The organism is Sphingomonas sp. AC449 (genome assembly GCF_979253475.1).
In genome coordinates this window covers 1-13,015 of sequence record NZ_CEEDCZ010000005.1, presented here as the reverse complement: position 1 = coordinate 13,015, position 13,015 = coordinate 1, and the positions used below count along the sequence as shown (strand labels likewise).

The 13,015-nt window shown below is 61.2% G+C and carries 12 protein-coding genes; 3 read left to right on the top strand and 9 right to left on the bottom strand.

What is annotated here, in order from left to right; genetic code table 11:
• Positions 1 to 101: 101 nt before the first annotated feature.
• Both AC0CH3_RS10190 and AC0CH3_RS10185 read right to left on the bottom strand, forming a co-directional pair.
• Entirely contained in the window at positions 102 to 1,244 is a 1,143-nt protein-coding gene (locus AC0CH3_RS10190) for an MFS transporter (protein WP_465237829.1), read from the bottom strand.
• A gap of 16 nt (positions 1,245 to 1,260) precedes the next feature.
• Positions 1,261 to 2,043, bottom strand: a complete 783-nt coding sequence (locus AC0CH3_RS10185; RefSeq protein ID WP_465237828.1) for a DeoR/GlpR family DNA-binding transcription regulator — start codon at positions 2,041 to 2,043, stop codon at positions 1,261 to 1,263.
• 268 nt (positions 2,044 to 2,311) lie between these two features.
• Between AC0CH3_RS10185 and AC0CH3_RS10180 the strand changes: the two genes are divergently transcribed.
• Positions 2,312 to 3,250: a hypothetical protein gene (locus AC0CH3_RS10180; RefSeq protein ID WP_465237827.1), complete on the top strand. Its 939-nt coding sequence runs from the start codon at positions 2,312 to 2,314 to the stop codon at positions 3,248 to 3,250.
• A 428-nt stretch (positions 3,251 to 3,678) separates the two neighbouring features.
• Positions 3,679 to 3,927: a hypothetical protein gene (locus AC0CH3_RS10175; RefSeq protein WP_465237826.1), complete on the top strand. Its 249-nt coding sequence runs from the start codon at positions 3,679 to 3,681 to the stop codon at positions 3,925 to 3,927.
• A 227-nt stretch (positions 3,928 to 4,154) separates the two neighbouring features.
• Here AC0CH3_RS10175 and AC0CH3_RS10170 read toward each other — a convergent pair whose 3' ends face one another.
• Positions 4,155 to 4,424, bottom strand: coding sequence for a hypothetical protein (locus AC0CH3_RS10170; RefSeq protein WP_465237825.1), 270 nt, complete (start codon positions 4,422 to 4,424; stop codon positions 4,155 to 4,157).
• Positions 4,425 to 4,926: 502 nt separating this feature from the next.
• Here AC0CH3_RS10170 and AC0CH3_RS10165 point away from each other — a divergent pair.
• Positions 4,927 to 5,448 (top strand): hypothetical protein, encoded by a 522-nt coding sequence (locus tag AC0CH3_RS10165; protein ID WP_465237824.1) that lies wholly within the window; start codon positions 4,927 to 4,929, stop codon positions 5,446 to 5,448.
• A 304-nt stretch (positions 5,449 to 5,752) separates the two neighbouring features.
• On the opposite strand, the gene AC0CH3_RS10160 is transcribed toward AC0CH3_RS10165, so the two are convergent.
• From AC0CH3_RS10160 to AC0CH3_RS10135, 6 genes are all read right to left on the bottom strand, one after another.
• Positions 5,753 to 5,947: a superinfection immunity protein gene (locus tag AC0CH3_RS10160; protein ID WP_465237902.1), complete on the bottom strand. Its 195-nt coding sequence runs from the start codon at positions 5,945 to 5,947 to the stop codon at positions 5,753 to 5,755.
• 119 nt (positions 5,948 to 6,066) lie between these two features.
• On the bottom strand, positions 6,067 to 6,687 hold the full coding sequence (locus AC0CH3_RS10155; protein ID WP_465237823.1) for a hypothetical protein: 621 nt from the start codon (positions 6,685 to 6,687) through the stop codon (positions 6,067 to 6,069).
• Between the two features lie 52 nt (positions 6,688 to 6,739).
• Positions 6,740 to 7,999, bottom strand: a complete 1,260-nt coding sequence (locus tag AC0CH3_RS10150; protein WP_465237822.1) for a hypothetical protein — start codon at positions 7,997 to 7,999, stop codon at positions 6,740 to 6,742.
• Positions 8,000 to 8,022: 23 nt separating this feature from the next.
• Positions 8,023 to 9,291, bottom strand: a complete 1,269-nt coding sequence (locus tag AC0CH3_RS10145; protein ID WP_465237821.1) for a hypothetical protein — start codon at positions 9,289 to 9,291, stop codon at positions 8,023 to 8,025.
• A gap of 37 nt (positions 9,292 to 9,328) precedes the next feature.
• The gene (locus AC0CH3_RS10140; RefSeq protein WP_465237820.1) at positions 9,329 to 10,183 is read right to left on the bottom strand and encodes an OmpA family protein; all 855 of its coding nucleotides are present in this window, start codon (positions 10,181 to 10,183) and stop codon (positions 9,329 to 9,331) included.
• A gap of 611 nt (positions 10,184 to 10,794) precedes the next feature.
• Positions 10,795 to 11,343 carry a hypothetical protein gene (locus AC0CH3_RS10135; protein WP_465237819.1) on the bottom strand — a complete coding sequence of 183 codons (549 nt, stop codon included), beginning with the start codon at positions 11,341 to 11,343 and terminating at the stop codon, positions 10,795 to 10,797.
• Between the last annotated feature and the right edge of the window lie 1,672 nt (positions 11,344 to 13,015).

Genomic DNA, 13,015 nt, shown 5'->3' with positions numbered 1-13,015 from the left:
TGGTACTTCCGATCTGCTGTACCGCTCCTTCACCTTGGTCTCGACCGCGATATCGGTGCGGTAGCGCGGCAACGTCTCGGCATCGGCGAGATCGGGAAAGATCACGACGCGCGCCCGCTGGCGGTGGCGGCTTTCGCGCAGAGCGGCACGAGACACAGCAGCGCGGTGAGCAGCCAGAAGGCGGCGGGCAGGCCGATGCCCTGCGCGACAAAGCCGATCGCGGCGGGACCCGCGAGGATCCCGGCGTAACCGATCGTCGTGACCGCGGCGATCGCGAGACCCGCGGGCATGACGGTCTGCTTGCCGGCGTGGCGGAACAGGATGGGCACGACGTTCGACGCGCCAAGACCGATCAGCAGCATCCCGAACAGCGCAACCGCTGCGACCGGCGCGAGCAGCATGACACCATAGCCGAGAAGCAAGAGCAGCCCGCCCCACAGCATCGTCCGCCGATCCCCGAGCCTGCCGACGATCGCGTCGCCGGTCAGGCGGCCTGCGGTCATCGCCACCGCAAAGACGCTGTAGCCGAGCCCCGCCTGCGTGACCGGCAGCAGCCCCTTGCCGCTCAGCAGCAACGCCCCCCAGTCGAGCATGGCGCCTTCTGTCAGGAAAGTGATCGCGGCGAGCGCCGCGAGCAGCACCACGATCCCGCGCGGGACGACGATCAGCGGGGTCTCCTCGGTCCTGGGTGTCGCGATCAGCCGGGGCGCGGCCAATGCGAGCGTCGCGATCATCAGGACCGATGCCGTGACGACCCCGGCGACCGGACTGATCTTCATCGACAGGACAGCGGTCAGCAGCGCGGATCCGACGAAGCCGCCGACGCTGAACAACCCGTGGAACCCGGACATCAAGGGCGTGCCGGCCTGCTTCTCCACCTCGACCGCATGCACGTTCATGCCGACTTCGATCACGCCGAGGAATGCGCCGAACAGCAGCAGCGCGATCGCCATGGTGGGCACCGTCGGTGCGAAGGCGAGAAAGGGCAGCAGGATCGCCTGCCCGATGCCGCCGACGAGAATTGCGGGTCGCGCGCCAAGCTTCGATGTCAGCGGCCCGGCAAGCTGCATCGCGCCGACCGAGCCAAGTCCGAGACACAGCAGCAGCAGCCCGAGCGATCCGTCGCCGATCGCCAGTCTCTGCTTGGCAAGCGGAACGAGCGGCGCCCAGCAGGCAAGCCCGAAGCCCGACACGAGAAAGGCCAGACGAGTCGCAAGGCGCGCGCCGGAAGTGGGGTTTTTCACGGGTCCTATCCTCGGATCAGGGCTGGGCTTGCGGGGCGGCGCGCGCAATCGTCGCGCCCGCCTCCGTCAGATCGCGCACGATGTCGGTATCGGCGTCGTGTTCGACGACAATCTGCTCCAGCGCATCGACGCCACACACGCGGTGCGGGGCGTGTCGACCGAGCTTGTCGTTCGTCGCAAGGACGATCGTCCTGCGGCTCCGCGCGACCAGCGCGCGTTTGAAAACGGCGTCGGCGGGGTCGTACGCACTGACGCCCCCCTCGGCGGATACCGCGCACGCACCAAGCACGCACAGGTCGATGTTGAGGCGCGCGATCGCCTCGAGCGCCGTTCCATCGACCGCGCCGCCGACCAGCCGGTCGATCATCCCGCCGATCACCAGCAGATCGATGGCATCACGATGCTGGACCGCGGCGGCGATCGTGACCGAGCTCGTGGCAATGGCAAGATCGAGTTGTGGCGGCAGCCTCTCGACAAGCGCGAGATTGGAACTGCCATTGTCGACGAAAACGAAACTGCCCGGTTCCAAGAACCGAAGCGCGGCGTCGGCCAGCATTTGCTTGCGCTGCACGTCCTCGCCGACGCGTGTGGCCATCGGGGTCGCCCCCTCGACGATCGGCAAGGCGCCGCCATAGACGCGGCGACACAGGCCCTCCGCCGCCAGACTGCGCAGATCGCGCCGGATAGCATCCTCGGAAACGCCGAACTCCCTGGCCAGCGCGCCTGCACGAACCGGTTGGCCCGAGGCGAGGCGGGCTAGGATCGTGTCAATACGGCTCGAGGGAAGGTCGCTTGACATCCACCGTCCCTACCACTGCAAACGTGCACAAACAAGAAGACCCCAACGGTCATCATGCAACATCGGGTATCGCCTGTCCCCAAACGGGCTTGGACGGCCGTCTCTCGATCGCTGGCAAACGCCGCCGCCAGATCGCATCGGCGACAACTGAAAGCGTGTCATTACGCTTGCGCCGTCATCTATCACGCTGGAGCTGTCATCGCTTCGATTGATTATTGGCCAGCGCTATGGTCCATAGCGATATCAGCCCTTGGACAAGAGTACTTCGATGAAGATCGGTCCCGCTGCCATTATGTGCACGACAGTCCTGATGACAAGCGCGTCAGCTAGCTTGAATGCTAGTCCCTCTAAGTACCGCGCGCCGATTCATCACAGGGCGCGGGAATGTCGCATGCCTTTGGGTTGGGACACCGTAGCAGCCCGCAAACCGCAATTCGTCATCTTCGGTGAAGTACATGGAACACGGCAAGCACCTGCCTTTGTTGGTGATGTCGCATGTGCGCTGGCTGCACGTGGCGAACGCGTCCTTGTTGCCATTGAACATTCGGCAACCGAGAATGCCATTTTGCAAAAAGCTTGGAATCTGTCGGATGCGCATTTTTTTGGCGCATTGAAGAGGTCAGGATGGTCTGACCCGAACGACGGCACCAGCAGCGAAGCAATGTCGACCCTCCTCGTCCGGCTACATCGCCTGGCAAATCGGGGTCAGTCGATCGACATGGTTGCGTTCAATGGCGCGCGAGACGAGGCGCAGAGTCGCCAGTTTTCAAATCTTCCCGGCCAGGGACCGCATGAGGCGGCACAGGCCGACAATATTCTGATCGCCGCGAAGGCGCGCTCATACGACCGGGTCCTTGTTCTGGTTGGCAATGCCCATGCGCGTAAACGTCCGATCGCGCGTGCTGGTGCGTCGTATGAGCCCATGGCAATGCGGCTAGGTTCGCCGTCAGATACTGTCACCCTCAATATGCTGACCGCGGGTGGAACAGCCTGGAATTGCGTTTTGAAGCCGGGTGTAACGCCCGACCCTGGCGTGGCGATTACGCCGAAAGATATCGCATGCGGCAGCTACCCCTTCCGGGGGCTCGCGGATCTGCATCGCCCCGCGTTTATCAAACTCGGCGCGTTACCCGGCGCTGAGACAGATCCTGACTACGACGGAATTTTCTGGCTCGGTAAAGTCAGCAGCTCGCCGCCATCAAACTAAGCGAGCCAACCGGTGTCTGAGGTATCGTCCGCCAAGTGAAAATACCTCGAGGTGCAGCTTTCTCGCTATCTACCGAGCCCGGAACATTCCCGAAATTCGATCCTTTTTGGGAAAAGCGGCAGCCGCGCAATGTCGACTATTGCCACTCGCCTTCCTGAAGGCGAACCGGACGCTTTCCTCTGATCACGACGTTCAAGACGGACTGAGCCGACAGGAGGTATCTACAGGCAAGGCGCGCCGCAACGGCGTCGAATTTGCGATCGAGGGCAGGGGCGGATCGGGCGTTTCGATACGCTTTACGGCGCGCGTCGTTTGGAATGCCAGCCGACCGAACTATTCGGCGCTGCGGATCGATCGAACCTCGTTTTCCCAGCCATCCGCGTGAAGGCATCGCCACCCGGCGCCTATAGCTAATGACCGACTATAAGTTGCTCAAACTGGCGAGCGCCGTCGACCGGTTCAGCAACAGCGACGTTCGGGACGAAACCGGGCGCGCCGGACGCCATGCGAGGCAGCAGGTTCAGGCTCAGGCCGAATACGACCTTATTCCCAAGGTCGTCGCGCTGGACATCGGTCATGCCAGGACGTTCAAGGGGCACTTCTTCCGCGATGCGCCGAACGCCCCCGACCCTCGGGATATCAACGACGGTTTCGTCGTAATGATGTTCTCATTCTGAAGGGCTTCGTCCGGCAGATTGGCACCCGGATCACCCCTCGCTCTCATCCACGGTCAACGCGTAGCCGCCACCTCGCAAACCTCATCGCTGGCACCGATCTTTCGCAACAAGTCACTTGAAGGCCCCGTTCGAGCACCCCACGAAAGTAATGGTGAAGCACCACGCGCCGCTGCCCCGCAGCGGTCTGCAAAGCATCCAGCGGCTTCATTCAGGCCAACGCGCGGCAACTATCGAAGGCGGTCGCTACGACAAACGACCACCGAGGCCCGGCCTTCGTTGCCCATGCCTCCGACGCCGCGGCAGCATCCGCCTCTTTGCTGCGTGCCCATCTCGACGCCGTAAGGCAGCAAGTCGCCTTCGGCACCCTCTCCGGATAGCGAGACCAGCGGCCCCGCGTCATGATCCTTGAACGCTACGATCGCCATCGGCCAGTCGACATCAAATGGTGGCAGCATGACTTCGCGAAAGCGTTCGATCTCGAATTTCGGACAGTCCAAGCCGCCAGGGCCTCGAGGTGGACTACGTCATGCTGGTCAACGTCACTGAAGCCCTGATGGGGTTCCCGCGCCGGAAGACCGACGATAGCGTGCTGGATCTCGCGATGGCTGAGCCAGGCCCGTTCCCGATGTCCGAGCGGAGACGCCTTCGTCGATAGCGAAATCGAAGATCCTCCGAGCCAGGGTGGAAGGATCAAACTGCCCATGATGCCGGAAGATGATTGCCCGTTATGCGACAACGGCACGCTGATTCTCAGCAAGTCTGGACTGCACGAGCCCTTCTCAGGATGCTCCAGCTATCCGAAATGCCGCGGCATTCCGCTGCCAGACGTCGAATCTGACCACATATAGAAGCCGTCCATATTTACCTTCAAATTACGATCCCGTAAGTCTTGGTGGTATCTATGTCCCCGTTTGCGATCGTAAACCATTTACGGTTATCGCTCCGCATCGTACCTCACTATCTTATCGCTAAAACAAAGGGCGCTTCGGCATGCTTTTAATGACGATCGCGCTGCTGGTTCAGAACCAGACGCCCGAGTCGCGGCCATCTCAGGCGGATCCGCACCAGGCGACGTTCGACGCCGATGCCGCGCGTGCATCGCGGCAAATACGCGGGGACGTGTCGAAGGACAAAGGCGAGCCACTTAAATCCGAAGTGCCAATCCTCGATCCGATCGAACACCCATGGCGTTCCACCACCGACGCCGAGATGCGGGCACGTTCGAGCTATTGGGCCCCGGTCGGGTATCGATACCACAGATCGGCTCGGGCGGACCTGGATCATGACGGCAAGCCCGATCTAGTGGAATTCGTGACCAACGGCGTTCAGAGCGGCCTACGCATCACCTATGCAGCTACAAGGAAACCGCCACGTATCGTCGCGCGAACAAAGGACAACTGGACCGACGAGGCGATCTACCCGGCAGGACCGAACGGGGTGCTGATCAACCAACCGGAGACCAACGTCTACTATGTCTATCAGCGCGGGAACGAGATGCGGGCGAAGTTCTTCGGCGACTAGGCTCGAGCAGCGGAGATGGCGTCGTGATCGGTCAAAGCCTGCCGGTTGTTCCACGACGAACCGCAGCCGCTCGGCGTCGGCACTACACTAATGCCCGTACGGCACCGCCGGGCCGGTAAGCGGCCGCGGTGCCTGTATCGACTGAGAAATCTGGCCACCCCAGAACGCCTGTTGGCAAACTTCGGGGCGCGACGCCTAGCTGCTGACGGTGATGAAGCGACCATTGGACCTCAGGCGTGCCGGTCAAAGCATGCCGGAGGTCCATCGATCAAAGTCGGCATGACCGACGGTGGCGGGTATCAGATCACCCGCGCTCGGCAGTGTGAATAATCACATTCTGAGGACGGACGGCAAGAAGAGACCATACCATCGCCCCGACCCAGCCGATCACCGACCAGCCAAGCAGAACGTTCAGCGCAGTTATCGCGACCTTGTTATGATGGCCTCTGACCCAGGCGACAATCGATGGTATGAAGTATAGACACAATATGATGATCATGAACGAGGACATTTGGCTTCCTTTTATAACAGCGGTCGTCATCAAATCGTCATTTCATGAATAACACATGAAGACGTCTAATCTTAGGAAGAACCCGATCAATTCCTCCCCAGATCAAGTCATGCGGCCCTCTTCGCCTTCCCGGCATTGGCCATCTGCAAGCCATATGGTTTGTAGTCGCCGCCAGGCGTCCGGCATACGTACTGCGAGGGTAAGGCCGCCTGCACGTTGTTGGTGCCCGCGATGGATCCGCTGATCGAGCGGCAGTCCTGATCCGCGCCGACGAGGACAGGTGATTCCATCTTCGCACCGTCGAGCGACATGTAGCGGACGGGTTGCAGCCGGACGGCGTCGATGTTCTCGCTTGCACCTGCACGCCCTTCGAAGGTCGTCATGCTGGTGCCGTCGTCGGCGGCGAACGTCGTACGATACGGCGCGTCCTGGAAGGTGGCGGACGCCATCTGCGCCGCAATGATCCGGTCAGCCCGCTTGGCATTGGACAGGATCACCGCACAGATCCCCACACCCGCGGCGGCACCGATGGCGGCACCGGTTGCGGCGCCGCCCTTTCCGATCGCCCTGCCCGCGAGAGCGCCCAAAAGCGCGCCACCGAGGACGGAGCCGACACATTTGCCTCGCGCCTTCTCCACCTCGGTCTTCGCGTACTTGATCTTTTCGGCATGGGCCACGCCGATGGCCACGTTGCCGAACGGAAGTGTCATCGCGAGCAGCAGTGTCATCGATCGTCTTGTCATAGTCATCTCATTCCCCCTTTTACGTCTTACGAGCGTTTCATTTGGCCTTGCCGGTGATCGCAATCCCCTGACGCCCCTTGTCGGCGCCGATATACACCCCCTCATCGGTTGCCTCTCCGGTCAATGTCCCGCCAGCGATCTTCAAGGCGAAGTTCCGCATGCCGCCAAACGGCATCTCGTTACCGAACTCCGGCTCTCCGCCCGGCTGCGGGCTCCAAGCCTGCGCGAAACCGCCCCGATCCGATCGGATCTCGCAGTCCTCCCCTGAACAGGCGATGCTGCCCGTCATCGGGATCGCGAACGAGGGGGTACCGAGCAGCGTCAGCCATGAAGCGGTCAGCTTGCCTTTCCCGTCGTCGCCGATCCGAACGTCCGCCAATTCGTCACCGGATGGATACGCCGCCTTGGCCGAGAAGCGCCACATCCGCGCCGGCGCTGGCGAGGCGTTGCCCATCTTCTCCGGTCCGTAGGATAGAAGCCGCCCCCCCTGCGCGAGCCAATAACTCTCGAAGAAATCCCTGCCAGCAGCGCTTCTGCCCGCCGGAAGCACAACGTGGACATCGACCTGGGGCAGATCCGCTGCGGCCTTGCGGCCGGCCTCCGCACCGGCCTTGCGCAACGCAGCCGAATCGCCAGCGGGCAGATCCAACTCGCTGAGGTCGGATACCAGCACCAGCCGCTGCACGCGGTCGTCGCCATCGAATATGCCCTTCGAAGCGCGCAGGCCGGCAAGGAACGGCGCCGCATCAACAGGACCGCTCGACGATCCAGGCTTGTCCGCCGCCAGAGCTCCTGCCGCGACCATGCCGCCAATCAGCTGGGTCCGGAAGTTCGACGCCTGGTCATCGAGCTCCCTCGCGGTACCCGATGAGAACATGCTGCCGATTCCCCCTTCCCTCTCCTGGGCGTCCGCCATCTCTTGCGACGACAGGCCAGGGATGCAGCCGACGAACGTCGTCTGCGCCGCCGAACCGTCCGCCGGCACCACGGCGATGGTGATCTGTTCCCGGGCGGCGCTCGTGCCGGCAGGGAGGGCGACAGCCGGGTCGGCGATAGCAAGAATCAGATCCCGGAACGCCTTGTTCTGTTCCGAAAAGCCTACCGCATCAGCGGCTTTCTTGAGCGCCTTGGCATCGACGAAGATCAGCGTCCTGCGAAGCGGCGCCTTTTCGCCCTTCAAATCGCAGGCGGCTTCGGCTCGAATGGTCGGCCCGCCGGACTTCGTCGGTGGGGCACTGGAACCGCCATCGCAGGCGACGAGCAGCAACGAGACGGACGATACGGCACCGACCAGCAAGGTACGGCGTGATCGAGCATGAATCACAGCTGGACACTCCGATACAGGTGGATGGAACGCGCAGCGAAGTCGTTGGGGGTAATCGTCTCCACCATCGCGCCGGCGTGCCTATCCCCCGCAGGACCGGTGAAGCGGAAGTCCGGATCTCGGCTGCAGATCCGGTCCACCAGATGGTTCTGATACGCGCGAAGAAGACCGACCACCTCGGAATCCTTGCCCGTGATCTGCCCCGCATCATGCGAGATGACTACATTGTCGGGCTGAGAACGCATCTGATTCGACTTGCGCCCGAGATCGTCGATACGACGCTTGTGGCTCCGGTCGATGTCGGCAAGTTTCGCGCCGAGCTCCTTTCCGTATAGCCCGTCCATCTCCGATTTCAGGTGGAGATACTTCTCCGCTTTCTTTGCGTATTCCGGGTTTTCATCATGCTGCAAATACGTGAACGCCGCACCGACAGCGTACACGATCAGGTTGCCCGCGAGCAGGCCCGCCGTCTGCGCGATAACGTTCGGCGGCGTCATACCGAGCACCAGCGCCGCCTCGATCTGCGCAAGAACCGTCGAGTAACGGGCATAGCCGACGGCGGTCATCGATATCACGAGCAGCGCCATGGCGATCGCCATGAGGCGCATACCCTTCGATCTCTGTTCGTCGTCGTCAGGCCGCATGTAGAACTGGTAGGCCTTCAGGAATACGCCCGTCATGTATGAGGACACCGCTACGGCCAAGGCGACGACAAGCGAAAGACCGGCCGCGATCGCGGGCACCCCCGACAGCTTGAAGAAGCTGCTGTAGTTCATGAAGAACTCGGGGATCATGATGACTGCCGGTACGCCGTAGACCAACAGCTTCGAGGGCACCTGCGCGTCCCGGCCCCCGAGATCGCTGCGCAGCCTCAGATATTCCGTCTCCGCCACCTCAAGACGATCAAGCCTTCCTCGTTGCTTCTCGTAGAAGGTGTTCGTTTCTTGCGCCTTGCGCACCGCCCGCTCTCGACCGATCATGTCGCGTTCGAAATCTTCGACGAAACCTTCCGCCCCGCCCTGGAGGCGCACACGCTTCGCGGCGCCGAGCACCTCGTTGAGCGCGTTGGCACGAGGCCGTGCCACATGCGTTGACAACCAGGCATTCATCTCCGGCGTGAGATTTGCACTCATAGCACCCGATTGACCGTCACCGGTCAGACTGATGCTGCGACCATTGCTCTCTCGGTCGGCTCGCGCGAACAGGTCGGCAGCCAATGGCCCCGACGGTGCCAGGTCCATGTCGAGATACGTCTTTATCGGCACTGCTTCCCCCACTTCATATTGTTCGCCCCTAGTAAATTTACAGATCAACGCGGACGGGCGTCGCACGACGCGACACCGGATCGATCCTGATCCTTCTGGATGCCGTCGGGACGACGCTGACGGAGCCTCCGCCGTCCGGCCTCACCGCCGCGACGACCGACCCCGACGGGGTCGCTCGCTTGCGTCGCGTACTATTCGGGGCAACTCCGTCCGTGCGAGGACGGCCCGGATCAACCCGGACCGGCGGGCGCCGCACGATCTCGACGGCCTCGTAGTCCCGCTTCAGGTTCAGTTGCGCCTTGCAGCGGTCGGCCTCGGCCTTGGTCCGCGCACGGCACAACTCGGCCAACTGCTGGTCCGCCATCCAGACCCCTACGGCCTCCGGCTTCGATGCGAACAGGAACTCGATGCGCCGGTTCTGATCGAACGCCTCTTCATCGTCCCCGGGCACCAGCGGCATGTCTTCCCCGAAACCAATCCGCCAGATGGAACTGTAGGCCACGCCCTCTTCGAAAATTGCTTCAGCCAGAGTGTTCGCGCGATCAATCGACAACGCTTCGTTGGGCTTAGCGTCGCCCCGCTTGTCCGCGTGACCGGCTACGAAAAGCGCAACATCGGGCGGTTCTCGTCTCAGACTCTCAGCGACGATCGTAACCAGTGGCATCGCCTCCGGCCGCAGCGTGCTCTTTGCGGTGTCGAAGAAGACATGGTCGGGAAACACGACCCGCAGCACGGGCACATCCACGCCGAAATCGTTCGGAAGACGATCCGCAGGAATCACCCCCTCGAAGAACATAGGCTGGCGGCTGGGTGGCAGCGCGGCGGACAGGCGAACGAGGCGCTTGATTCGATCGCAGTGCTCCATCCGAACGAACGCCTGCCAGGACTGCATGCCACCTCGGCTCGTCGGACCTTTCAGGTCTCGACAGTCGACTGGCACCGATCGGACCTGCGTCATCGCCTGTGCCGAGGCGACGGACGGCGCCAAGGCGCATGCCGGAACCATCGCAAGCGCCATCGCCCACGCAACAGGGCCGCGCCGGGTTCCACCCCGGACGTTCGATTTGTCAGCCCCCACGATTCCCCCTTTTTCGCCCGACGAGATGCTTCGCACTCGACAATTTGCCCAGCGCAACACACGCATGATTTGACCGACCTAAGCCCCTAATTATGAACATTCGTTCAAGAGATTTGGAACAACGGTCCGCGCAGAGCCAGATAATCCGCCCTATCATCCCTACTTCGTGCTTCCCCTTATCCGATCTTCCTCAGTCTTAGGACCGGCGATGTCCTGCCGTTCCGAAGGTGGGGCCGGCGGAAATCGAACCGCGGCATGGTGCGTATCCTCGCAGTTTGGCGATCTGCCATGTGATGGTCGCCACTCGGAATTTGCTGGTTCGACTGCGATACTGGCGTACCCACCGCTGCGACTGAACGATGCCTTGGTTTATCATGATGAATAACCATGTCATCGCGACGCAGGGCGGCTCGCTTCGCGATGGGTCAAACATTCATGACCGAAGCGATAGCGGATGCTATTTCTTCCCCAGTCATGATCCGTCGTACCATTATTTCGACTTGATCGCCGTTCGGCACAGGCACGATGTCGTTAGTTTTGGCATAATCCCATAACGCACGCTTCGCGGCATCGCGCTTCAATTTGACGGGTTTGGTAGCATCGGACACGTCAAGCTTATCTTCCAGGAAGGATTGGAAGCTCGGCGCGACAGACGACCAGTCGTACGCGAAGACCCTTACCCGCTGCTCGAGCGGATCATACGTGTCGGAATACGCTTTTCCGACCTCGCCGGTGCTAGTGTTCACGATCAGACACGAGAGGTCGGGATGGCACGTCTCATCCGTAAACGTCCGCAGGATGGACAAGCGGCGCGAAACACTCCGAGGGATCAGGGTTTTGATCAATGGATCATCGGGGTGGCGCGCCTTGGCCTCGTTGGCCAGTTCCAGATAAGTCATCAGCGCACGGCGCCCCGCAAGTTCGATCAGAATCGGGTAGAACGCCGCGACGATCCTCAGGTCCTTCTTCGTCATATCGGTACGGGTCCGCTAATCGAAATCAGATGGAAACTTGAAAGTTCAGGAGACGCTTGGCCGTGGCAGCGAACTCTGCGGCTTGATTGGCGTGGAATTTCGACCTTTTGAGTGAAACGGCAAGCCGAAGCTCATCCTCAGCTTGCGCTTCGTAGAACGCCTGATCCCTAACCGTCATAAATGCCCCCCGCCCTGCGGGATTTTTGATAAGGCCATTCCCGCCAACAATCTGTCCGGGAAAAACCCGGGTAGCGGCAAACGTGAAAGCAGGGATAGCCAACCGCGCAGAGCTAATCGCTCGACGCGCCCTTATCGTAGCGTCGAAACCTTTCGGATGCTGACGCCTCGAAAATCGCGATCGCGGAAACGGTGCGTATGTCATCGAGAAGCGGGTAGCTAATAGCTGGTATGAATATCGCGCAGCGCGCCCTGTTCTTTGTTGCTGCATCTCGGGCAAGCGAGGTCTCGTCCTGACCTTCGTCAGCAAACGTACGGGTCCGACCGGCGCTAAGATATTAAGAAAATAGAACGGTGCATAGAGAGTCTACAAGCCATTACAGGATCTGATTAACCACCAGCCAATACTTCAAACGGTGCATAATGGTCGCGCAGCGGTCGCCGCCCGTTCCCAGGGGCACGCATCCGCCAATGCCTCACCGTCGCTTGAAAGCAGACAGGGGGTTTTCTTTCCAATCGAGACCTTCGCGAGCGGATCGCCGGCCATCAAAATCGGTCGTTGGCAAAGAGGAATCCGCGTCCGAAGTTGGGAGGCAAGGTAAAGGGCGTGAGCGTCCGATTGCGGGCCTTAGGGACCGCTGCGGCCAACCGTTCGCGTACCATTCTTGGCAGCATACAAGGCTAAACAGCCCCTTGATCAGGCAGGATATGGTCGCGCCCGTACCTTTATAAGGCGGGAAGCGCCCACCTCGTCCCAGCGGCGTTACCCCTAACCAGGCCGCCCAACCCCACCTCGCCATACGACGATCTGCCGCCGCCAAGGTGAAGCACACCCAAGGCATGCTCCCGCCACGGAGGTCCGGTTTCGCTGTCAAAGGATGAAGCGTGTCCTTTGACACATAAACCTGACCGCTCACGTCAGAACAGAACATGATCTGTCAAAACCAGCTGACAGAATTGTTGACCGATCACGCAATTTTTTGACAAGATTTTGTCCTAGACGATCACCCAAGCCCCTGCCCCTCCGGCATCTCGCGTGGCGGATTGGCGAATTATGGGGTCGAAGCAGTAGCAAGCAGCGCCTGGTACGAGCGGCGTGGTGGCAATTGACTACCCGGCGGCTTCGCGCCCCGATGTACTCTCGCTCACCAACAAATAACATGGCCGCGATTTATCGCTGACCGAGGTTGAAGCCCGTAGCTAACGCACGGCACCTGATCGCGCTTGCCATTCCGATCTTCCGCCAGAGCATGCTGAGACATGACACGGCCCCGTATCATCCTGATGATCGTGCGATGGCCGAGTCGGGTGCCGCCCTTACCATTTTTGGCAAGACGCTCACCTAGGCACGCCCGATGCGGGCCAAAGCTGTCGCCGCCTCTCTTAACTCCGCTATGAAGGGCGAGGCTTCGGCTACGCTGAGTAGCCCCTAGATTTCTGGACGCCTCGGGTCCTAATTTTGAGGACAGGAGGCGACGATGGGGAAACCCAATTT

Coding starts and splice junctions, on each gene's coding strand:
- AC0CH3_RS10185 (WP_465237828.1), bottom strand. CDS start 2,043: ATGTCAAGCGACCTTCCCTCGAGCCGTATTGACACGATCCTAGCCCGC.
- AC0CH3_RS10160 (WP_465237902.1), bottom strand. CDS start 5,947: ATGATCATCATATTGTGTCTATACTTCATACCATCGATTGTCGCCTGG.
- AC0CH3_RS10155 (WP_465237823.1), bottom strand. CDS start 6,687: ATGACACTGCTGCTCGCGATGACACTTCCGTTCGGCAACGTGGCCATC.
- AC0CH3_RS10180 (WP_465237827.1), top strand. CDS start 2,312: ATGAAGATCGGTCCCGCTGCCATTATGTGCACGACAGTCCTGATGACA.
- AC0CH3_RS10165 (WP_465237824.1), top strand. CDS start 4,927: ATGACGATCGCGCTGCTGGTTCAGAACCAGACGCCCGAGTCGCGGCCA.
- AC0CH3_RS10135 (WP_465237819.1), bottom strand. CDS start 11,343: ATGACGAAGAAGGACCTGAGGATCGTCGCGGCGTTCTACCCGATTCTG.
- AC0CH3_RS10140 (WP_465237820.1), bottom strand. CDS start 10,183: ATGCAGTCCTGGCAGGCGTTCGTTCGGATGGAGCACTGCGATCGAATC.